Annotated in this window: 23 protein-coding genes; 17 read left to right on the forward strand and 6 right to left on the reverse strand. The window is 45.2% G+C overall.

What is annotated here, in order from left to right:
• The first annotated feature begins 156 nt into the window (after positions 1-156).
• The 7 genes from JUE95_RS00170 (at position 157) to JUE95_RS00200 (ending at position 6,042) form a co-directional block, all read left to right on the forward strand.
• Positions 157-495: a hypothetical protein gene (locus JUE95_RS00170; RefSeq protein WP_203648282.1), complete on the forward strand. Its 339-nt coding sequence runs from the start codon at positions 157-159 to the stop codon at positions 493-495.
• A gap of 52 nt (positions 496-547) precedes the next feature.
• Complete coding sequence (gene prmA / locus JUE95_RS00175; RefSeq protein WP_203648284.1) at positions 548-1,507, forward strand: 50S ribosomal protein L11 methyltransferase; 960 nt, start codon at positions 548-550, stop codon at positions 1,505-1,507.
• On the forward strand, positions 1,508-2,242 hold the full coding sequence (locus tag JUE95_RS00180) for a 16S rRNA (uracil(1498)-N(3))-methyltransferase (protein WP_203648286.1): 735 nt from the start codon (positions 1,508-1,510) through the stop codon (positions 2,240-2,242).
• A 71-nt stretch (positions 2,243-2,313) separates the two neighbouring features.
• Entirely contained in the window at positions 2,314-2,640 is a 327-nt protein-coding gene (locus JUE95_RS00185; RefSeq protein ID WP_203648288.1) for a hypothetical protein, read from the forward strand.
• Positions 2,641-2,644: 4 nt separating this feature from the next.
• A complete protein-coding gene (locus tag JUE95_RS00190; RefSeq protein ID WP_203648289.1) occupies positions 2,645-4,882 on the forward strand; it encodes a RelA/SpoT family protein in 2,238 nt (745 codons plus the stop codon).
• Positions 4,883-4,940: 58 nt separating this feature from the next.
• Positions 4,941-5,387 carry a D-aminoacyl-tRNA deacylase gene (dtd, locus tag JUE95_RS00195; protein WP_203648291.1) on the forward strand — a complete coding sequence of 149 codons (447 nt, stop codon included), beginning with the start codon at positions 4,941-4,943 and terminating at the stop codon, positions 5,385-5,387.
• A gap of 10 nt (positions 5,388-5,397) precedes the next feature.
• Positions 5,398-6,042, forward strand: coding sequence for an HAD-IA family hydrolase (locus tag JUE95_RS00200; protein WP_203648293.1), 645 nt, complete (start codon positions 5,398-5,400; stop codon positions 6,040-6,042).
• Here the strand turns inward: JUE95_RS00200 and JUE95_RS00205 are convergent.
• Entirely contained in the window at positions 6,036-6,869 is an 834-nt protein-coding gene (locus JUE95_RS00205) for a fructosamine kinase family protein (protein ID WP_203648295.1), read from the reverse strand. The genes JUE95_RS00200 and JUE95_RS00205 overlap by 7 nt on opposite strands.
• A gap of 24 nt (positions 6,870-6,893) precedes the next feature.
• Positions 6,894-7,742, reverse strand: coding sequence for an N-acetylmuramoyl-L-alanine amidase family protein (locus tag JUE95_RS00210; RefSeq protein WP_203648297.1), 849 nt, complete (start codon positions 7,740-7,742; stop codon positions 6,894-6,896).
• A gap of 360 nt (positions 7,743-8,102) precedes the next feature.
• Here JUE95_RS00210 and hisS point away from each other — a divergent pair, with 360 nt between their 5' ends.
• From hisS to JUE95_RS00250, 8 genes are all read left to right on the forward strand, one after another.
• Positions 8,103-9,389, forward strand: a complete 1,287-nt coding sequence (gene hisS / locus JUE95_RS00215) for a histidine--tRNA ligase (RefSeq protein ID WP_203648299.1) — start codon at positions 8,103-8,105, stop codon at positions 9,387-9,389.
• 26 nt (positions 9,390-9,415) lie between these two features.
• Positions 9,416-11,209 carry an aspartate--tRNA ligase gene (gene aspS / locus JUE95_RS00220; RefSeq protein WP_203648301.1) on the forward strand — a complete coding sequence of 598 codons (1,794 nt, stop codon included), beginning with the start codon at positions 9,416-9,418 and terminating at the stop codon, positions 11,207-11,209.
• Positions 11,210-11,408: 199 nt separating this feature from the next.
• The gene (gene msrA / locus JUE95_RS00225) at positions 11,409-11,948 is read left to right on the forward strand and encodes a peptide-methionine (S)-S-oxide reductase MsrA (RefSeq protein ID WP_203648302.1); all 540 of its coding nucleotides are present in this window, start codon (positions 11,409-11,411) and stop codon (positions 11,946-11,948) included.
• 100 nt (positions 11,949-12,048) lie between these two features.
• Entirely contained in the window at positions 12,049-12,924 is an 876-nt protein-coding gene (locus JUE95_RS00230; protein WP_203648303.1) for a YitT family protein, read from the forward strand.
• A gap of 179 nt (positions 12,925-13,103) precedes the next feature.
• On the forward strand, positions 13,104-14,258 hold the full coding sequence (locus JUE95_RS00235) for a CDP-glycerol glycerophosphotransferase family protein (RefSeq protein ID WP_235995046.1): 1,155 nt from the start codon (positions 13,104-13,106) through the stop codon (positions 14,256-14,258).
• A gap of 23 nt (positions 14,259-14,281) precedes the next feature.
• The gene (locus JUE95_RS00240; RefSeq protein ID WP_203648304.1) at positions 14,282-15,088 is read left to right on the forward strand and encodes an ABC transporter permease; all 807 of its coding nucleotides are present in this window, start codon (positions 14,282-14,284) and stop codon (positions 15,086-15,088) included.
• 29 nt (positions 15,089-15,117) lie between these two features.
• Positions 15,118-16,338, forward strand: a complete 1,221-nt coding sequence (locus tag JUE95_RS00245) for a CDP-glycerol glycerophosphotransferase family protein (protein ID WP_203648733.1) — start codon at positions 15,118-15,120, stop codon at positions 16,336-16,338.
• Entirely contained in the window at positions 16,335-17,264 is a 930-nt protein-coding gene (locus tag JUE95_RS00250) for a deoxyribonuclease IV (RefSeq protein WP_203648305.1), read from the forward strand. The genes JUE95_RS00245 and JUE95_RS00250 overlap by 4 nt, the downstream gene beginning before the upstream one ends.
• Before the next feature lie 63 nt (positions 17,265-17,327).
• On the opposite strand, the gene JUE95_RS00255 is transcribed toward JUE95_RS00250, so the two are convergent.
• Together JUE95_RS00255 and JUE95_RS00260 are read right to left on the reverse strand one after the other, a co-directional pair.
• Positions 17,328-18,164 carry a GNAT family N-acetyltransferase gene (locus JUE95_RS00255; RefSeq protein ID WP_203648306.1) on the reverse strand — a complete coding sequence of 279 codons (837 nt, stop codon included), beginning with the start codon at positions 18,162-18,164 and terminating at the stop codon, positions 17,328-17,330.
• A 67-nt stretch (positions 18,165-18,231) separates the two neighbouring features.
• Complete coding sequence (locus tag JUE95_RS00260) at positions 18,232-19,071, reverse strand: pyruvate, water dikinase regulatory protein (protein ID WP_203648307.1); 840 nt, start codon at positions 19,069-19,071, stop codon at positions 18,232-18,234.
• A 208-nt stretch (positions 19,072-19,279) separates the two neighbouring features.
• Between JUE95_RS00260 and rpsU the strand changes: the two genes are divergently transcribed.
• On the forward strand, positions 19,280-19,465 hold the full coding sequence (gene rpsU / locus JUE95_RS00265; RefSeq protein ID WP_054655423.1) for a 30S ribosomal protein S21: 186 nt from the start codon (positions 19,280-19,282) through the stop codon (positions 19,463-19,465).
• 94 nt (positions 19,466-19,559) lie between these two features.
• The gene (locus tag JUE95_RS00270; RefSeq protein ID WP_203648309.1) at positions 19,560-20,006 is read left to right on the forward strand and encodes a GatB/YqeY domain-containing protein; all 447 of its coding nucleotides are present in this window, start codon (positions 19,560-19,562) and stop codon (positions 20,004-20,006) included.
• Between the two features lie 79 nt (positions 20,007-20,085).
• On the opposite strand, the gene JUE95_RS00275 is transcribed toward JUE95_RS00270, so the two are convergent.
• Together JUE95_RS00275 and JUE95_RS00280 are read right to left on the reverse strand one after the other, a co-directional pair.
• A complete protein-coding gene (locus JUE95_RS00275; RefSeq protein WP_203648311.1) occupies positions 20,086-21,309 on the reverse strand; it encodes a M20 family metallo-hydrolase in 1,224 nt (407 codons plus the stop codon).
• Positions 21,306-22,076, reverse strand: a complete 771-nt coding sequence (locus JUE95_RS00280; protein WP_203648313.1) for a thiazole synthase — start codon at positions 22,074-22,076, stop codon at positions 21,306-21,308. The genes JUE95_RS00275 and JUE95_RS00280 overlap by 4 nt, the downstream gene beginning before the upstream one ends.
• Positions 22,077-22,078 lie beyond the last annotated feature (2 nt).

Genomic DNA, 22,078 nt, shown 5'->3' on the forward strand with positions numbered 1-22,078 from the left:
GAGAATAATTTAATAAGGATGTTGACTTTTTTATAAATGTCCGGTAGTATATTCTTTTTAAAGAGCGGAATAACCCAGTCGTCTGTTGCTTACAGGGGAAATATGATATGATATATCTAATAGTAAGTAAGCGGGTTATAAAAAAATCGTTGGGAGGTGATTACCGTGTTAAATCTAACTAAACAGTACTTAAAGAGCCGCCATTATCGGTATGAAAAATCGTACATCCGGCCACTGATGACTCCCGAAAGTGTATACGTATTCAAGTTTGGCCGGGAGGCGTTGAATAATCGGGTAATCATCCGATACAGTCACACGTGGACTGGTCGTCGAAAGATCAATGAAATTGATTTGAGACTGCATAAGCAAAAGCATCCCCGGATCTTCCGAACTGAAAAAGAGTTATTAGACTATCTTGAATCGCGGTTACCAAAGCGTGAACAAGAAGCGCAAAAAGAACAGGAACATCAGACTGATGAGGAGAACGCTAAGTAACTTTGGCGTTCTTTTTTTGAAAACTTTACCCCAAAAAATGGAGGAATACAGTATGGATTGGACTGCAGTGACGGTAGCAACAACCAATGAAGCAGTGGAAGCGGTTAGCAATATTTTAATGGAACACGGTGCTTCTGGGGTTCAAATTGATGACGAAAAGGATTATGAACAGCTTGATCAAATTGATTGGGCTAAAAAGGGTGAAATCGTTAACGTGGATGAGATCCCTCACGTTAAAAGCGGTGCCAAAGTGACCGCTTATTTTCCAGCAACGATTTACGTACCGGAAATTGTGCCGGAAATCAAGCACCAGGTGGATGATTTAAAAAACTTTGACCTTAATGTTGAACCCGCTGAAGTGACGACTGATAAAGTAGACGAGGCTAACTGGGCAACCGAGTGGCAGAAATATTATCATCCCGTGCAGGTGACCCGATTTTTGACGGTAGTTCCCAGCTGGGAAGACTACCAGCCGAAAAATCAGGACGAGCGGATCATTAAACTGGATCCGGGAATGGCTTTTGGTACTGGTACCCATCCAACCACCAAGTTATCCCTGCAAGCACTGGAAATGGTTATTCATGGCGGTGAACGGCTGATCGACGTGGGGACGGGTTCGGGTGTTTTGAGTATCGCAGCTAAGCACTTAGGCGCCGGTGACGTTCGGGCCTATGACCTGGATCAGGTAGCCGTTGATTCTGCCAAGAAAAACCTGGCGCTGAATCCCGTGGCAGCGGACGTTAAAGTTGCTGCCAATAATTTACTGACGGGTATCAGCGGGGAAGCGGATATTATTGTGGCAAACATTTTAGCTGAAGTGATTATTCCGTTAATCCCGCAAGCTTGGGGGTTATTACCCGTGCACGGCTACTTTGTCACATCGGGAATTATTGACGATAAAGTTGACGAAATCCTTGATGCTCAGCGCAAGCAGGGCTTTAAAATTCGGCAAACACTAAAAATGGGTGATTGGTACGGCGTTATCGCTCAAAAACCAGGGGATGACGAATAGATGCAACGGTATTTTATCAAACCAATTTTAAAATCCGGTGACCGTTTTGAACTGGATAGCAACGTTTCGAAGCACTGGCTGCAGGTCATGCGCGGGGTTCCCGGTGATCAAGCGGAATTCGTTGATGGTCAGGAAGATCTGTATTTGGGCCAGCTCAACGAAGACCATTCAGTAACGGTAGTAAAAGCTTTGGAGACTTACGTGGAGCTGCCGGTGAAGGTGACTATTTTATCGGGCCTGCCAAAGCAGGATAAGGCCGAGTGGATCGTTCAAAAGTCAACTGAAATGGGTGCTGATACCATTTGCTTTTTCAGCGCGGACTGGTCCGTTGCTAAATGGCAGCCCAATAAACTGAATAAAAAAATTACGCGGCTGCAAAAAATTGCTCAGGGGGCTGCCGAACAGGCCCACCGGACACACATTCCGACGGTGCACTATTTCAACTCCCTCAAGCAGGCCGTTGCTGAACTGGAAAGTGATCATCTGCTGGTAGCATATGAGGAAGCTGCCAAACAGGGTGAACAGGCGCAATTGGTAAAATTACTGAACCGTACGAAGTCAGGTGAGCGCATTACGGCCGTATTTGGTCCAGAAGGCGGTATTTCACCTAAAGAAATGCAGCTGCTGGAAGATAATCAGGCGACAGTTGCTGGGCTTGGACCACGGATCTTACGAACGGAAACGGCGCCGCTGTACTTTTTAGCAGCAACTTCTACGATGCTGGAATTACAATGATTGAATGCTATTCATTCGTGTAAAATAATGCTAAAATATAAACCATTCATTAAATAAGAGAGTGAGCAGAAATGACAGTTTTAAAACGCATTGGCTGGCCTTATTGGGTACTCAGCATAGTATTGGGAATGGTTGTCCCCGTTCTTTTAAACAGTATTTCAATTGGAGGACTCTGGCGCTCAGGCGTGATTTACGGTTTGGTTTATTCCGTTACCGCTGGTTTAATCGGCCATGTTCTTAAGCGCCGCGGCGACAGCTGGTGGCTGTTATTTGTCTTACCCGTATTGTTTGCGTTAGGAATTTTATTGTCGGGGCCAAAGTACGGACTATATTTCGCCCCAGTGTATCTCTGTATTAGTTATTTAGCCTATGGCCTCAGTGCCACGGAGGGGATGTGATCGGATGTCTAGAGATCAAACTTGGACAGCTCAGGGTGTGATTGATGCCGTATCAGCATATATGAACAAGGATCATGTAGCAATCGTTAAGCGGGCGTATAAGTTCGCTGCAATTGCCCACAAAGATCAGGTTCGTCAGTCAGGCGAGCCCTATATTATGCACCCAATTCAGGTTGCGGGGATTTTAGCCAACCTGAAAATGGATCCGACTACTGTCGCGTCGGGTTTTCTGCACGACATTGTTGAGGATACTGGTGTGACGTTAGATGACGTTCGCGAATTATTTGGCGATGATGTTGCCATGATCGTTGACGGTGTCACTAAGCTTGGTAAAATCAAGTATAAATCCAATAAGCAGCGGCTGGCTGAAAACCACCGGAAACTGCTGTTGGCCATGTCTAAGGATATTCGGGTCATGATCGTCAAGTTGGCCGACCGGCTGCACAATATGCGGACCCTGCAGCATTTACGTCCCGATAAGCAGCGCCGGATTGCGAATGAAACGCTGGAAATCTATGCGCCTCTGGCTGATCGGTTAGGGATCAGTGCCATTAAGTGGGAACTGGAAGATATTTCGCTGCGTTACTTGAACCCGCAGCAGTATTACCGGATCGTTCACCTCATGAATTCTCGCCGTGATCAGCGGGAGAGTTACATTGCTGAAGCTATTCAAGATATTAAGCACGCTATCAGCGACCTGCACATTGATCCTGAAATCTATGGCCGGCCAAAACACATTTATTCGATTTACCGGAAAATGCGTGACCAGCATAAGCAGTTCAGTCAGATCTATGATCTGCTGGCCATTCGGGTGATCGTGGATAACATTCGTGACTGCTACGCTGTTTTGGGCGCTATTCACACTAAGTGGAAGCCAATGCCTGGGCGGTTTAAAGATTACATTGCCATGCCTAAGGCCAACATGTATCAATCCTTACATACCACGGTTATTGGCCCTGAAGGCCGGCCGCTTGAAGTTCAAATTCGGACTGAAGAGATGCACCGGGTGGCTGAATTTGGTGTGGCGGCCCACTGGGCATACAAGGAAGGTAAGACGGATAAGGTTCAGGCAACCAATACCGGTAACAAGTTAAACTGGTTTAAGCAGATCATTGAACTGCAGGAAGACACTGATGACGCTGCTGATTTCATGGATAGCGTTAAGGGTGAACTATTCGGTGATCACGTCTATGCGTTTACCCCAAAGGGCGATGTATTGGAATTACCAAAGGGTGCGGGACCGCTGGATATGGCTTACCAGATTCATACTGAAGTTGGCAACCACACCACGGGAGCGACGGTTAATGGTAAAATTGTGCCGCTGGATTATGAAGTTAAAAACGGTGATATTGTCGATATTAAGACGTCCTCTAACTCAGCGGGACCTAACCGTGACTGGCTGAAGCTGGTTTCAACGCGACGGGCACGCAATAAAATCAAGCAGTTCTTCCGGCAAAAAGACCGCGAAAAGAACATTGAAACGGGTCGGGCGACTATTGAACAGCAGCTGCGGGACTTCAAGTTCGATCCTAAGGAACTGATGACCAAGGATAAGCTGCAAAAAGTCGTTGATAAGCTGCATTATCAGCACATTGATGATTTGTTTGCGGCGGTTGGTTTTGGTGACCTTCAACCGGTGGGTGTTGCTAACCGGCTGACTGAAGATGTCCGTCACGAACGTGAAGAAGAGCGTCAGCGCCAAGAAGAACGCGAACTGCTGGAAGAGCACCAGACCATTGATAATACCGAGTCAGAATCTGATTCACAGCGGAAGCGGAAACTGAAACCGTCAGAAGGGGTCATCATCGAAGGTGTCGATAACCTGCTGGTTCGTTTGAGTCATTGCTGTGCACCAGTTCCTGGAGATAAAATCGTCGGGTATATCACTAAGGGCCGCGGTGTTTCAGTTCACCGTTCAGATTGTCCTAACGTGGCGCACGCTGAAGCCAATGGCGAACGAATCGTTGAGGTTTACTGGGATAATCCTAGTGAAACCACAACGATGTATAACGCTGATCTGGAGATTCAAGGCTATAACAGGGATGGTTTATTGAACGACGTATTGCGGATCATTAACGGTACCACTAAGCAGCTTAACGTGGTTAACGGCCGGGTAGACCATAATAAGATGGTCACCATTTCCATTTCGCTTGGGATCAGAAACGCTGAGCAACTGGAACGGTTAATGGATAACCTGAAAAACGTTCAGGACGTCTACGTTGTAAAGCGGCCATTTAGATAATAAATTAAAAACGACACGGTGAGCCGTGTCGTTTTGATATCCATAAGGAGGATTTATTTTGCGTATTGTATTGCAACGGGTAACTTCAGCCCAGGTCGCGATTGACGACCAGGTAGTGGGTAAAATTAAACAGGGGTACTTATTACTATTCGGTGCTTCAGATTCAGACGGTGAAGACGAAATCGATTATTACGTCCACAAAATTTCTAAATTACGCGTGTTTTCTGATGACGCGGGAAAGATGAACCTGTCGATTGAAGATATTGGTGGGGCTATTCTGTCGATTTCACAGTTTACCCTGTACGCAGATACCAAGAAGGGCAATCGCCCCAGCTTTACTAAAGCAGGAGCACCGGATCACGCTAAAGAAATTTACGAACGGTTCAACCAAAAGCTGCGTAATGCCGGTATTCACGTTGAAACCGGTGAGTTTGGCGCAGATATGCAAGTTAGTTTAGTGAACGACGGGCCCGTGACGATTATTTTCGATAGTGCGGATCTATAAGGAGATTATGATGAAATACCAATCATTTTTCTGGGACTTTGATGGGACTATTTTTGATACTTATCCCATTATGGTACAAGCTTTCATGCAGGCACTGACCCAGCAGCGGGTTTCTGAAATCGAGTTAGATGAACAGGAAATTTACGAAACCATGCGTCAGCATTCCATGGGGACGGCACTGCAAAAATTTAGCGCTGAATTCAGTATTGACGCGGATCGACTAGAAAAGGATTACCGTCAGATCGAACGTCAGCGGATTGCCCAAGCCCAACCGTTTCCTGGCATTTTGGAACTGATCCAGCAGCTGGCAGACTCGGGTGGTCACCATTATCTGCTGACTCACCGAAATCAAAGTGCAATGCAGCTATTACAGGCTGCGGGCATCAAAAAGCTGTTCATCGATGAAGTCACCAGCGAACAGCCATTCCCAAGGAAACCGAATCCAGCTTCCCTAAATGCTTTAATTGAAAGGAACAAAGTCCAGCGTGCTTCAGCCATCATGATTGGTGATCGAACATTAGACATTGACGCGGGGCACAACGCCGGTATTGCCGGTGCTTTGTTTGACCCCGGCCGGCTAATTGATAGCCGTGCCAGCCATCCTGAGATTAATGTCACCAACGTGGTGGGTTTAAAAGACGCGCTGCTTCAGTAGTTACTGAGAATCCGGTCGACTGAGCCGCCATAGCTTTCACCGAATAGATTCAGATGCGCCATCAGGTAGTAAAGCTGATACCACGGCAGACGGTCCTGAAATCCGGGTTGAATCGGGTAGGTATCGTTATAGCCCTGGTAGAACTGGTCATCGAAGCCACCGAAAACGGTGGTCATGGCGAGATCGAATTCTCGGTCACCATAGAGGACGTCGGGATCGATCAGAGCTGGTTTGCCGTCAGCAGTAAACATGACGTTGCCAAACCACAAGTCGCCGTGCAGCAAACTGGGAACCGTTTCATGTGTTTGATAATAATCTAAAATAATCTGGCAGAGCCGCTGAAGGTGGTCCTGTCTTTTTTGGTTCCAAAGGCCGTGTTCACTAGCCCTTTTGGCAAGCACTTCCAAGCGTTGATGGACGTAAAAGTTGCCCCAGTTGTCCTGCCAAGTGTTGATTTTTGGCAGTTTACCATCAACGTTGTGTTCAAAGCCGAACCGGTCGTTATGAATTTGATGAACGTTAGCTACAAGTTTACCAAGATCATACTGGCTGCCAGTGCCAGCTTCCAGCCATGACAGAATCAGATAGGCGTCACCGTTAATCTGACCAGAAGCAATGACTTCTGGAACTAACGCTGCTTGAGACAGCAGTTTAAGTCCTTCAATTTCGTGCTGATAAAAAGTTTGCTCACGGTTAGGTTGCACCAGTAAGAAATAGGTTTTAGACGCCGTTTCCAGCCGGTAAGCCTGATTGATATCGCCGCCGGAAACTGGGGTGACGTTTGTGATTGCCTTAATTGGCAGCTGCTTAAGCCATTTATCATTCATATTTTAACCAATCCTTTCTGAAAATTATTTATCCTCAAAGTAGGTAGCTAAACCATTAGTGATATCTTTGGCCACCTTGTTTTGATAAGTAGGATTTTCAATTGCTTTGAAGTCCCTTGCAGTATTGATATAACCCATTTCTAACAATAACGCTGGTCGAAGATTGTCGCGAATAACTTCGAAATCACCCACTTCAACGCCCTTATTTTCAAGTGGCAGTCCCACTAAATGCTGATTGATCGTCCGGGCTAGTTTTAGCGACGTATTAGCATGGTAGTAGTAGGTGGTAAAGCCAGAACCTAAATTATCACTTGGGCTGGAGTCGTAGTGAAAGCTGATGAAGGCATCGGCGTGATTGTCGGTTGCCATTTCTGGCCGAGCCCCCAGTGAGACGGTTTGGTTACCCGTTCTGGTCATGATGACGTGGGCACCGCGAGCAACCAGCTGGTTACGAACCCGTTTAGCTAATTGCAGCGTATAGGTTTTTTCATCGTGTTTTTTATCAATGGAGAGGGCGCCGGAATCACTGCCGCCGTGACCAGGGTCTAAGACAATCGTTGCTTCAGAAAGATTAGTGGCGGTCTTGATTTTGGGCGACTGATTGATCAGCCAACTGGCAACCCAGCCAAAGTGGTGATCGTCGTAACGGACCTTGTACCAGTTATCCGTTTTCTGAACGATGTAAACGGCTTGGCCCTTTTTCAAAATAGCTTTGGTTTGATAGTTAATGTTAGGGCCGGTTCGCACGTTGATGTTAGCGATCGGTGTAGTCAACCGGTCTTGACGAACGGTTTGAAAGACGGCAATGCCAAGTGTCAACAGGATCACAAGCGAAATGGTGATCTGCTGCCAGTGTTGTTTAACGTAGTTCAAATTAATTTCCTCGATTAGTTTTTATAATAATTATAGATGATTTTCCGGCAAAGATACAGTCGCAGCTGAAAACGGTCTTGACTTTTAGCGAGTAACTGAGTAGTCTTATTGGTAGTTAAATAAATGAAACACCGATGAAAAAGATGAGTAAATGACCCGTGACTTTCAGAAAGTATCTGGTTGATGGAAAGATACAGCAGGCGGGAAGTTGAAGACACTTTTGAGGTGAATAAGCGATTATTCGTGTCCAACGTTATGGATGAGTAAAATTAAGGTGGTACCGTGCGAAGCACCCTTGTGAAAACAAGGGTGCTTTTTATTTTTTTTACGCACCGCGCGAAAATCGGAAAGGAAGATACTATGCGTTATCAGCGACCAAAAGGCACTGCGGACATTTTGCCTGGTGAGAGTCAGCACTGGCAGTATGTTGAAGCAGTTGCGCGTCAAGTATTCAGTAAGTATCGGTTCGAAGAAATTCGGACGCCGTTGTTTGAAAATTTTGAAGTATTTTCCAGAACCTCTGGGGATACATCAGATATTGTGACCAAGGAAATGTACGACTTTAAGGATAAGGGCGACCGGCACATTAGTTTACGGCCAGAAGGCACCGCTGGGGTTGTTCGGGCGTTCGTAGAAAACAAGCTCTACGGACCAGAAGTCCAAAAGCCGTTTAAGACTTATTACATGGGCCAGATGTACCGTTATGAACGGCCGCAATCTGGTCGCCAACGGGAGTTCCATCAAATCGGGGTCGAGGCTTTCGGCTCTGACGAACCAGCTTTAGACGTTGAAGTGATTGCCATGGGTAAGGATCTGTTTGAACATTTCGGCATCTCCAAATTGCGTCTGGCAATCAATACGTTAGGCGATAAGGAGACCCGTGATAACTATCGGCAAGCACTGATTGATTACCTGGAACCGCACTACGATGAATTAAGTGAGGATTCCCAAGTGCGGTTGCATAAGAATCCATTACGGGTATTGGACAGCAAAGATGAAAAGGATAAAAAGTTCGTGGCTGACGCGCCATCGATTCTGGATTATCTAACACCGGATGCTCAAGCTCACTTTGACCAAGTCAAAAGCCTGTTGACCGCTTTGGGTATCGATTACGTTGTCGATCCAACCATGGTTCGTGGATTGGATTACTACAACCACACCATTTTTGAATTCATGGTTGATTCTAAGGCGCTGGGTCACGGCTACACCACGGTTTGTGCCGGTGGCCGTTACAACGGTTTAGTTCAAGAATTAGGCGGTCCGGAAGTTTCCGGTGTCGGTTTCGGCCTGGGAATGGAGCGCTTGATCTTATTGATGGAAGCCGAAGGGGTTCAATTCCCTGAAGAACACCATTTGGACGCTTACGTAGTGGGTATTGGTGATGAAGCTAATGCGACAACGCTGAAGGTGGTTCAAGCACTGCGTTCGCAAGATTACTCAGCTGATCGGGATTACCTGGCCCGCAAGCCAAAGGCGCAGTTCAAGACGGCTGACCGTTTGAGTGCTGCTTACACGCTGACCGTTGGTGAAGCCGAGCTGGCTGCCAAGACGATCCACGTGAAGAACATGGACTCTGGTAATGAAATTTCAGCACCATTGGCAGATGTGATGACGAATTTTGCTGATGTGATTTCAAACATTGATTAACGAATATTGATTAAGGGGAGAAAAAGATGAAGCGAACAACATACGCCGGTCTGGTGGACGAAAAATATCTTGATCAAGATGTCGTCCTCAAGGGCTGGGTTCAAAAGCGTCGTGATTTAGGCGGCTTAATTTTCATTGATTTACGCGACCGTGAAGGCATCGTTCAACTGGTTTTCAGTGAGGAATTTGATAAGGATGCACTGGCCGTTGCCGATCAATTACGGAACGAATACGTGATCGAAGTTAAGGGTCACGTGGTTCCTCGTGCCGAACACGAAGTTAACGAGAATATGCGGACGGGTAAGATTGAAGTTCGGGTATCCGAAATTAACTTATTAAACAAGGCGAAAAACCCGCCATTTTACATTCAAGATAATATCAACGTTTCGGATGAACTGCGCTTGAAGTACCGTTATTTGGATCTGCGCCGGCCAGAAATGCAACGCGGTCTGATGATTCGTAACCGCATTACTCAAGCTGTTCACAGCTACTTTGATTCACAAGGATTCATTGATATTGAAACACCTGATTTGACCAAGTCAACACCAGAAGGTGCCCGGGACTACTTGGTTCCTTCACGGGTTTACCCAGGCCATTTCTACGCTTTACCACAATCACCGCAACTGTTTAAGCAGTTACTGATGGGCGCCGGTTTTGACCGTTACTACCAAATTGCCCGTTGCTTCCGTGACGAAGATTTACGTGGCGACCGTCAGCCAGAATTTACCCAAATCGATATGGAAACTTCTTTCTTGGATGCTGAAGAAATTCAAGATCTGACTGAAGGCTTAATCGCTAAAGTCATGAAAGAAACTTTGGATATTGACGTTAAATTACCATTCAAGCGGATGGACTGGGATGAATCTATGGCTCGGTTCGGAACTGACCAACCTGATGTCCGGTTCGGCATGGAATTGAAAGACTTAGGCGACCTGGTGGACGACCTCGGCTTCAACGTCTTCAATAACGTGTTGAAAGATGGCGGGCAGATTAAAGCCATTGCCGTTCCTGGCGGTGCTGATAAGTACTCACGCAAAGATATCGATAAATTTGTTGACCATATCGACCGCTTCGGTGCCAAAGGTTTACCTTGGTTGAAGGTTACCGAAGATAACTTTACTGGTCCAATCGCTAAGTTCTTCAAGGATAACGCCGAACTTTACAAGGCCATTACCGAACGGACCGGCGCCAAGCCTGGCGACTTATTGCTGTTTGCCTGTGATTCTAAGCGGGTCGTGGCTCAAACCTTGGATTACTTACGTCGGACCATTGCCGAAGAATTAGGTTTAATCGACGAATCGAAGTTTGCCTTCCTCTGGATCGTTAACTGGCCATTGTTTGACTACGATGTTGATTTGAAGCGTTGGGTTCCAGCCCATCACCCATTCACCATGCCAAAGGCTGGCGACGAGCATTACTTGAACGAAGGCGAAGACCCTCACAAGGCTTATGCTCAAAGTTACGACATCATTTTAAACGGTCTGGAATTAGGTGGCGGTTCAATCCGTATTCACACCCGTGACCTGCAAATGAAGATGTTCAAAGCATTAGGATTCACCAAAGAAAGAGCTGAAAAGCAATTTGGTTACCTCCTAACGGCTTTGGATTACGGTTTTCCGCCTCATGGTGGTCTGGCTATCGGCCTGGATCGCTTTGCCCGGCTGTTAGCTAAACGTGGCAACATCCGAGATGTCATTGCCTTCCCTAAGAACTCGAAGGCAGTTGAGCCATTAACTTCCGCACCAACCACGGTTTCAGACAAGCAATTGCAAGACTTGAGCCTGTTTGTGACTAAGGATGACGATAAAGAAGATAAATAATAGCTGTTAAATCAGCCAAAAGGGATAACTAGTTTTGACTAGCTATCCTTTTTTGTTTGGTATCAAAATAGTGGTTGCTAAATTTTATTCTGAAAGAAGATATCCAATACCGCATTGATTTACCACCACAATGCTATCGGCTTGTGTCATTGGCTTAAAAGCCATATACTTGTTATTATTAAATTTAGGGGTGACTAAAATGAGTGATAAACGTGAAACTGCAATTTTTGCTGGTGGCTGTTTCTGGTGCATGGTCAAGCCGTTTGATACACAGCCAGGCATTGAAAAAGTTGTTTCCGGGTATACCGGCGGGCACGTTGCTAACCCAACTTACGAACAGGTTAGCAGTCATACGACGGGGCACACAGAGGCCGTTAAAATTACCTTTGATCCAGAGATTATGCCATATAAAAAACTGGTTCAGATCTATTGGCAACAGACGGATCCAACGGATGCTATGGGGCAGTTTCAGGACCGTGGGGATAATTACCGGCCGGTGATTTTTGTGAAGGATGATTATCAGCGAAAGATTGCTTCGGCATCCCGTCAGGCGCTGATTGACAGCGGTAAATTTGATCAGCCAATCGTGACCAAAATCGAAGATGCTAAACCGTTTTATGAAGCGGAAGAGGAGCACCAAGAATTTTACCGGAAGAATCCGGCCCGTTACGCGATGCAAGAAGCTGGCGGCCGGGAGAAGTTTGTTAACGAACACTGGCAAGATTCACAGAATAAATGAAGTTCTCTTTAGAAAGTAAAAAGATTGGTGTGCAGTAGGAAAAGGTATGCTATGCTAGGGTACTGTTGGTATTCGAACGATTGGATTGAGAGGGTTTGTTATGGATGATGTACAGCGTTTAGTGAAACGCCATCAATCAATTGGAAAAATTTCTACTGCATTTATATATGGTATTTTAGTCTCGATTGCCATGAACTTTTTTTGGACGCCGGGACACATTTATTCGTCTGGAATCACTGGATTAGCTCAAATTGTAACTACTGTGACAGAACGGCACATGACGTTTGTCGTTTCAACTGCTCTGGGTCTGTTCTTGCTGAACGTGCCGTTATTCGTACTGGCTTGGCGTCAGATTGGTCACAATTTCACCGTTTATACAGTGATTGCGGTTTTCCTTGCCAGTTTAATGATCAAGCTGCTGCATCCGGTGCATTTGACCACTGATCCCATCATCTGTGCTTTGTTTGGTGGGGCAGTTAACGGGTTTGGTACCGGGTTAGCCCTTAAAAACGGGATTTCGACTGGTGGTCTTGATATTTTGGGGATCGTTATTCGGCGCAAGACGGGCCGCTCCATAGGGACCATCAACATTGCTTTTAATTCCCTGATTATTTTGGCTGCTGGTTTTCTGTACGGCTGGCCCCACGCGTTTTATTCCGCAATCGGGCTAGTAGTGAATGCCCGGGTCATGGATATGACTTATACCAGGCAGCAACTGATGCAGGTTATGATCATCACTGATCGGCCGAAAACGGTGATTGATTCGATTCAAAATCACATTCGCCGGGGGATTACCATTGTTCACGATGCAGAAGGTGCTTATCATCATGATACGAAAACAATTTTGTTTACCGTGATTTCGCGTTATGAAATGCCCGATTTAGAAGAAGCAATGGATGAAGCAGATTCTAGTGCCTTTGTCAGTGTTTCAGAAATTTATAAAGTTCTGGGTCATTTTTACGAACCTAAATTATGAAATTCTAACCGCTATGTTCCTGATATCAAGGGCATAGCGGTTTTCATTATGACAAATTCTTAAATTCTTATAAAAGCCAGCTACTTAAAATATGAATGTGGTATAATACCATGTTGTGCGTTGCGGCACCTGTAGTTTGGTGGCGTAACACAGGAGAAAAATAGAATTGGTGGTTTGCTGTGAAAGTAATTTATATTTGGCTGGTCCGGTTAATATCTGCGCTGAACTTCTTTAAGCGAAGCAAGGTTCATTCAGTTATTTACCTGATGAGTTTCGGCAATAATTTGAAGTTTATACTAGCTCTGGCTGATAAATTACCTGAAGGTCAGCAACTGGTCGTGTTTTACCGACCTGACGTTGAGGTAGAAGCAACACAACTCGCCGCTTACGGTGTTAAAGTCGTACCGTTTCGCGATAATCTGCACTTTGTCTTCACGGGAATTCCGGTGATCATGTCATCGCGGTTGATTTTCTGTGATAATTACTATGCGTTTCTTGGCGGGTTATTACATCCGCGACATGCCAAAATTGTTCAGCTTTGGCATGCTAACGGCGCAATCAAGCGCTTCGGCTGGGGTGATCCTACCACCAGTCGGCGTTCGAAAGCAGACCAGCGTCGTTTCCAGCGAGTTTATGATCAGTTTGATGATTACGTGGTGGCATCCGATGCTATGGGAACCGTTTTTCAAGATAGTTATCACGTTCCGCGTTCCAGAATGAAGCTTATGGGTTATCCGCGATCTGACCGCTTCTTTTCGGCCAAATGGCAAAAAGGGGCTTTGAATCGCATTAACCGTTTAGCGCCCGGTTTAGCAAATCATCGAGTGATTTTGTATGCACCAACTTACCGTGATTCAATGACTTTCGAGTTGACGTCAGAGTTGAAGAAGGCACTGGTAGCAGATCCAAACGCAGTTGTTGTCGTTAAGCTGCATCCGCTGCTTCAAAAGTACGAGCAGCAGTTTAGTCAATCAACCACGCATCAAGTCCGGTTCTATCCGCAGCTGTCAACGACAGATCTGCTGATGGTCACCGAAACGTTAATTACCGATTATTCGTCGATTGCGTTTGATTATAGTTTGCTGCCACATGCACATAGTCTGCTTTTCTACATGTCTGACTTAGAAGAATATCAGCAAAATCCTGGTATTCAACCCCACTTTCTAAAGTGGTTACCGTCAGCACCATTACGGACACCGTCAGAGCTGAAAGCTGCCATTTCCACTGACAGCAAAACGGACTTTACTAAGTTTAACCATCACTGGAATACGTACAATGATGGGCATGCGACCCAACGGGTTGTGGAATATTACTGCCGCTATTTAGAAAAGTAAATAGCGTAAAGGAGTGTTAACCTTTGAAAGAGGTCGTAACCTTATTTAAGGAACAATTTGAGAGTTTAGGCATGATTTTTAGAATTTCTAAGTACGAAGACCGTGCCAGTTATCAAAGTCATTATTTGGGCTTAATTTGGGAGTATTTATACCCCTTAATTCAAATCTGTATTTACTGGTTAGTGTTCGGTGTTGGGCTTAAGCACGGTGCAAGCAGCGGTATTGATTACCTGCCTTGGATGGTGATTGGGATCACACCTTGGTTCTTCATGAACCGGGCAACACTGGATGCGTCTAAGAGTATCTACCAGCGTGTCAGCATGGTTTCTAAGATGAAGTTTCCAGTATCTGCGTTGCCTTCCATTAAGATCGTTTCTAATCTAAGTTCATTTTGGACAATGCTGGTTGTTTCAGTGATGGTCGGTTTAATCTATGGTATACACCCAAGCATTTACTGGCTTGAATCGATTTACTACTTTTTCTGCATGATCATGTTTTTGATTGCCTTTGGGATTTTTAATTCCGCGGTGTCAATTTTGATTCGTGATTATCACATCTTATTGCAATCAATGATGCGGATGTTATTCTACATTTCCGGCGTCCTGTTTAACTTTGAAACCGGGGGTTTCCCGCCGATGGCCATTCGGCTTCTGCAATTGAACCCATTCTTCTACGTGGTTTCTGGTTTCCGGGAATCAATGATGGGGCAGGGCTGGTTTTGGCAACGGCCAACGTTAACCATTGAATTCTGGTTGATCGTGCTGTTCTTCTTATTAGTCGGTTCACACCTGCATTACAAGTTCCGTTCACGTTTCGTTGATTTAATTTAGTAAATAAACAAGGAGGAATTACGATGAAAATGACTGGACTTAAAAACCAAGTCATCAAAGGTCTGAAAATCGTGATTCGCTATGGACTCATCGTGTTAAACGATGGGTTTATTTGTATCCCGGCAAAAAAAGATCTTATCATGTTTGAGAGTTTTAACGGAAATGACGTTAATGACAATCCAGCCGCAATTTACCGTCAGCTGGTTGCTGACCGACCAGAGCTTAAGCAAACGGCATACTTTGGTGTGAAGCCACGGCGTTATCACGAACTCCACGAAAAGTACCCCAACGTCCAGCTGGTGAAGCGGTTCTCATTTAAATGGGTTTGGCTCATGGCACATGCGGGTTTTTGGGTGCTTAATTCTAGGCTGCCAAATTGGTGGCATAAGAATAAGGGGACGGTCTATATTCAGACTTGGCATGGCACACCGTTGAAACATTTAGGCGTGGATATTGAGCACGTTGCCATTCCAGGCACTAAGACCAAGGATTATTATCATCAATTTACCCGTGAAGCTGCCCGTTGGGACTATCTGATCGCGCCTAATGACTATTCCAAGCAGATTTTCCAGTCTGCGTTTCAGTTTCACAATCAGTTTTTAGATATTGGCTATCCGCGCAATGATGTTTTGTATCATCAAGATCAGTCGGCAGTAATCCGTCAGTTGAAACAGCGGCTAGTTGGTAATGAGCATGCCACGGTAATCACTTATGCGCCAACTTGGCGAGACGATGATGCCATTAAGACGGGACAGTATCACTTTGAATTACCGTTTGACCTGCAGCACTTTTTCGAACAGGTTAGCGACCAGACGATATTGGTTTTACGGCCGCACTATTTAGTGAAAGACCATATTGATATCAGCGGGTTTGAAGACCGGGTAAAAATTATTGCCGATGAAGACATTGCTAATCTCTACCTGGTCACTGATTTGCTGATTACCGACTATTCATCAGTGATGTTTGATTTTGCTAACTTAAAGCGGCCAATGCTGTTCTACGCCTATGATTTGGCGCATTACCGTGATCAGTTACGGGGGTTTTATTTTGATTATCAAGCTGAAATTCCGGGGCCATTGGCGACTACCGAGTCAGCCTTTGATACTTATTTGAAACAGTTTAGCGAACAAGGGGCGTTTACTGATTATCAATCTCGGCTAGCTCGCTTTAACCAGAAGTACTGTGAGTGGGAAGACGGTTCAGCCTCACAGAAGGTTGCTGAAGTTATCATGGGGGGAATGGAAAAATGACGTTTTTAATTGGGTCACACGTTAGTATGAAGGGTAAGGACATGCTTTTGGGGTCGGCTAAGGAAGCGGCCAGCTACGGTGAAAATGTGTTTATGGTTTATACAGGTGCACCGCAAAATACCCGCCGCAAACCAATCGATGAACTTAATATTGAAGCCGGTCACGCCTTTATGAAGGATCACGGGCTACAGCAAATCGTAGTGCACGCACCATACGTAGTTAATTTGGGGAACACGGTGAAGCCTGAAAACTATCCCTTTGCCGTTCAGTTTCTGCGAGAAGAAGTCAAACGGGCGGACGCCATTGGTGCCACTCAAATCGTGCTGCATCCCGGCGCTCACGTTGGCGCCGGTCCTGAAGCAGCCATTGCTCAAATTGCTAAGGGCTTAAACGAAATTATCGAACCCGATCAAAAAGTCAAAATTGCCTTGGAAACGATGGCTGGTAAGGGAACCGAAGTGGGAATCACCTTTGAACAGCTGGCCTCAATCATTGATCAAGTTTCAGACAATGATAAGCTGTCAGTTTGTTTTGATACCTGTCATACTAGTGATGCCGGCTATGCGATTAAAGATGACTTTGATGGCGTGCTGAAGCAATTTGATGATGTCATTGGTCTGGATCGGCTGCAGGTCATTCACTTGAACGATTCTAAGAATCCTCGAGGCAGTCATAAAGACCGGCATGAGCTGCTGGGCAACGGGACGATTGGTTTTGACGCTTTAAACGCAGTTGCTCACCATCCAAGTCTGGTCAATGTGCCTAAAATTATGGAAACACCGTGGGTAGCAGTGGATAAGAAACATAAGTTTGCACCATACGGTTATGAAGTTGAAATGCTGAAAAAACAAACTTTCAATCCTAATATTGAAGCAGACGTATTAGCTCAAAAATCGTTTGATGCCAGTCTTGGTTTCGATGAATAGTAGGCATAAAAAATCAGCGTCATCAAGAAATTAGTTCTTGGTAGCGCTGATTTTAATTTTAAATTATTCAGTAAATAGCTGCTGATATTCAGGATGTTTTTTCACAAAATACTGTGCGTAAGTGCAATCAGGAATGATGGTTAGTTCATGAATCTGAGCAAAGCGAATGACGCGTAACGTGAGTTGGTTAGCAATCCCTTGACTTCGTATTCGTTCATTGACGCGCGTATTAGTAATTACGATGCGCTTATTTTGCTGGTTATGGAAAATAATTTCGGCTAGTAAGTTACCGTCCTGGCCATCGATGTAAAAATGACCGGGTTCGTATCGTATTAGTGGTGAACTTTCTACTGATTCGATTTCAAATCTAGCTTGGAGTTTGACGAACGCGTTGATTGCAGTCTGCAGCAAGGTAATCGCGGCCGGATCAGTGATTAAATCTTGGCCGTTAAATAAATGACTAATATTGCCTAGGTAGACTTCGGGTCGTTGCACGGGTGTTACGTTTAAGGTTACCAGTGCTTGACGGACTTGCTGGTTGGCTCCAAAACCACCAGTTGCTTCCGGTGAGCTGGAAACCACCAGAGCAGTTTTATACTTCCAATGATTATGGCGTTTAGAACCAACATCAAAGGCGTTTTTCAGTGCCGCGGTTGTCCCTCGATTGTATTCTGGGGTAACGATTATTAAGCCAGCTACGTCGTCTAATTGATGCCGGAAGGTTTCCCAGGCGGGGACCAAATTGTCTGCGTCCAAATCGGCGTTATACAGCGGTAACTGACCAATGTCAATGAAGATGGGGTTCAGTTGGAAGGGTAATAGGTTGGCTAATTCATTGGCCACTTTCTTGGAATAGGCGTTCTTTCGCAGGCTGCCAGCAATAATTCCAATTTGAGTCAAATTAAACACTCCCTTGTTAAACCGATGATTGGTATATCGCAATATTTAGTGAGATTGGTAAGCGAGACTAATCCTTAATGGTGTCTATTTCAGCTGGTTCCAGGTTGAGACTTTCAAGAATTAAAGTCGCAGTTTCTTCGATTGATTTGTTGGAGACGTTGATTACTAGACAACCGATCTTCTTATAAATTTCGTCGGCATATTTCAGCTCCGCCTTGATTTTTTCAGTGTCTGAATAAGCGCTTTCTGCTGGTAAACCATAAGAAAGCATTCGTTGCTGCCGAATTCTTCTCAGGACCTTAGGACTGTTAGTGAGCCCAATAATTTTGTTTGGGTCGACCTGCCATAATTCATCGGGTAGTTGTGAGGTTGGCGATAATGGTAAGTTGGCCACTTTGATACCTCGGTTGGCCAGAAATAGTGAGAGTGGCGTTTTAGATGTCCGTGAAACACCCAAAATGACAATGTCAGCTTTCAGTAAACCAGTGGGATCCTTTCCATCGTCGTAAGCCACAGCAAATTCCATGGCACCGATTCGGTCAAAATAAGTATCCGTGAGACTGTGGTTAATACTTGGGATAGAAGCGGGTTTGACACCTGTTCGGTCAGCTAGTGCTTTCATTGCTGGCTGAATGCAGTCAAAAGCCTGCAAGTGATTTTCCTCAGTGAAACTTTTTACTTGTTCACTCAGAGAGTGAGTGACTAGTGTATAATACAAGACAGCTTTTTTTCGAGCAGCCATTTTTAAGATGCCGCTGAGAATGGACTCGGTTTGAATAAAGGGAAACCGCTGATACTTAACTTCGATATCCGGAAATTGAGCCACTGCAGTTTGCGCAACGGTTAGTGCTGTTTCACCGGATGAGTCTGAAATAATGAAGATATCGATACCTGAATTTTCAGCCATAATGAAGCCTCCGTTATTCTTATAGTTAGTCTAATTTTAGCACAGGTCGAAACTGGCAGGCGATATTTGAATTTCTGCATTAAAACTTAATTGAAATGATTGACGTTCTGGCATTAGGTAGGTATAATTAAAAGGAACTATTGGAAAGGGCTTCTTTTGTTGTTCATTTTCAATCGGTTACTACTAGAGCTCGGAGGGAGGGATTTACATGACAAAGACAGTCGTTCGCAAAAACGAGTCTCTTGACGATGCTCTTCGGCGCTTCAAACGAACCGTTTCAAAAAGCGGTACTTTACAAGAATACCGTAAACGTGAGTTTTATGAAAAGCCAAGCGTTAAAAAGAAATTAAAATCAGAAGCAGCAAGAAAACGCAAGAATAAGAAGCGCTTCTAGTTGCACCGAGGCTCCTGTTTAGCAGGAGTCTTTTTTTGAGGATTGGCGACACCAAGATGGCAAACCAATTAATTACTATTAGGAGGTTTTTGACATGTCATTATCAGACACGCTTACAGAGGATTTAAAAACGGCCATGAAGGCTCGCGATAAGGTAGCTTTAAGTGTTATTCGGATGATTAAGGCAGCTTTGACCAACGAAAAAATCAAGGTTGGGCACGATTTAAGCGATGATGAAGAATTAACGGTGCTTTCTCGTGAACTTAAGCAGCGTAAAGAATCTCGTGAAGAATTCGCAGATGCTGGCCGTCAAGATTTAGTTGACGGTTTGGATGCCGAAATCAAATTGGTAGAGAAATACGCACCTAAGCAACTGAGCGACGATGAAGTTAAAGACATCGTTACCAAAACGGTTAGCGGGGTTGGTGCCAGCTCAATGGCCGACTTCGGTAAAGTCATGGGTGCAGTGATGCCTAAACTTAAAGGTAAGGCAGACGGTAGTTTAGTTAATAAGACCGTTAAGTCATTATTAAGTAAATAAGTTTAACCAAATAAAGAACTGAGTGATTGCGTATAGCAATCACTCAGTTCTTTTTGGTTAGTGGGAAAGTGTTTAATCACTAGTATGCCTGGGCATGCAAACTAGCCATTAATAAGTTAATACCGGCTTTTAAATCGGCCGGATGAGTCAGTTCGTTAGGCGCGTGACTGATGCCACCTTCACTGGGGACAAAGATCATCGTAGTGGGTGATACTTGACTCATCACGTAACTGTCGTGACCAGCACCCGAAACCATGACCCGTGCGCTGAGTCCTAATTGCTCTGCAAGTTGCTGATTTTGTGAAAGCAGGGTTGAATCAAACGTTGCGGGTAAGTCTTTGACGTACCGCTTGGCAGTCACTTTAGTGAGTGGGTCCGCTACTTGAGTTAAACGTTCGTTGATTATTTGTTCAAAGTGGTTTAGAACACTATCATCAGCGTGGCGAATATCAACGGTAAAGTGAACGGTTCCCGGAATTACGTTAGAAACATTCGGAGTAACCGTTAACTGACCAACGGTAAAGGTTAGACTATCACTTAGTTCGTGAGCACGCCGTTCAAGTGCTGCAATCAGGATGACCGCAGTTTGGAGGGCGTCGTGCCGGTTATTCATGGGTGTCGTGCCAGCGTGATTTGATTGACCCTGAACCGTTATGGTATATCGTCGCTGACCAACGATACCGGAAACTAAGCCAATTTGATCATGACTGGTGACCAGTCTAGGACCTTGCTCAATATGCAGTTCGGTAAAACTATCTGGAATCACTGGTCGCTTAACGATGACATCATTCAGTGACTGCAGATGCGAAACGGCAGTGCTCCGGGCATGTTCAAAACTGACACCTTCAGAATCAGTCAGATCTTTTACGGATTGATGAAGCGCATAGTATTTAGACCCGCTGAACGTGGCCTTAAAGCGGCTGCCCTCTTCCTCACTGAAAGAGATCAGGCGCAGAGTATGCTGGGGCGTCCCAAAGCGTTCTTTGAGTTCATCAACGGCTTGCAATCCGCCGAGGACACCGTATAACCCGTCGTATTTACCGCCGTTGATTACGGTATCTATGTGCGAGCCAGTCGCAATTACTCGATCATCTTTACCCGGCAGATCTAAATAAACGTTGCCGTAGTTGTCGACCATTGCGGTGAGGCCGATTTGCTGACCAAATTGAATTAGAGCTGTTTGAGCTGCTACCCAATTTGGCGAATAGACTAAACGATTCTGGCCGATTGTATCGTCAGAAAGCTGAATAATTTGCTGAAACCGGTGTTGAAATATCAGCCACTTATTGGTATCGCGAATCATTTGCTTAGGCCGGTGAGTGGTGATGAAGCAACGGCACCGCGTTCAATAATGCGGCCAGGACCTGCAAGATAAGCTTTTCGGCCAGCTTCCACGCCCAGGCGGAAGGCTTCTGCCATGAGCGGAATATTCTCTGCGGTCGCCATGGACGTATTGGCCATAATGGCGTCGGCGCCCATTTCCATAGCTTCGGCTGCTTCACTAGGACGGCCAATACCGGCATCAATGATTACAGGTACATCAATTTCATCAATCAAAATTTGAATCAGATCTTTGGTTGCCAGTCCTTTGTTTGTGCCTATTGGGGCTGCTAAAGGCATCACGGTTGCGGCGCCAGCATCTACCAGCTGACGGGCAACGTTTAAGTCAGGCAGAATGTAGGGCATGACGATGAACCCCTCGTTTGCCAATACTTCGGTGGCTTTGACGGTTTCATTGTTATCCGGCATTAAGTACTTTTTATCCGGGACAACTTCCAATTTAATAAAGTTACTGCCACTAAGCTCCCGGGCTAAACGGGCGGTCCGAATGGCCTCTTGTGCGTTGGTTGAACCTGAAGTGTTTGGCAGAATGGTAATGCCTTCAGGAATGTAGTTGAGAATATTTTCTTCCGCTGAATCGGTTCGGCGTAAAGCCATGGTGATAATTTGGGCCTTAGCTTGGTTAATGGCCGAATCAATTAAGTCATAGGAATATTTACCGGATCCGAGAATAAAACGTGACGTAAATGTGTGACCACCAATGGTGAGCAGATCGGTTTCTTCTGACATGT

The sequence above is a fragment of the Secundilactobacillus yichangensis genome, from assembly GCF_016861565.1.
Taxonomy (GTDB): domain Bacteria; phylum Bacillota; class Bacilli; order Lactobacillales; family Lactobacillaceae; genus Secundilactobacillus; species Secundilactobacillus yichangensis.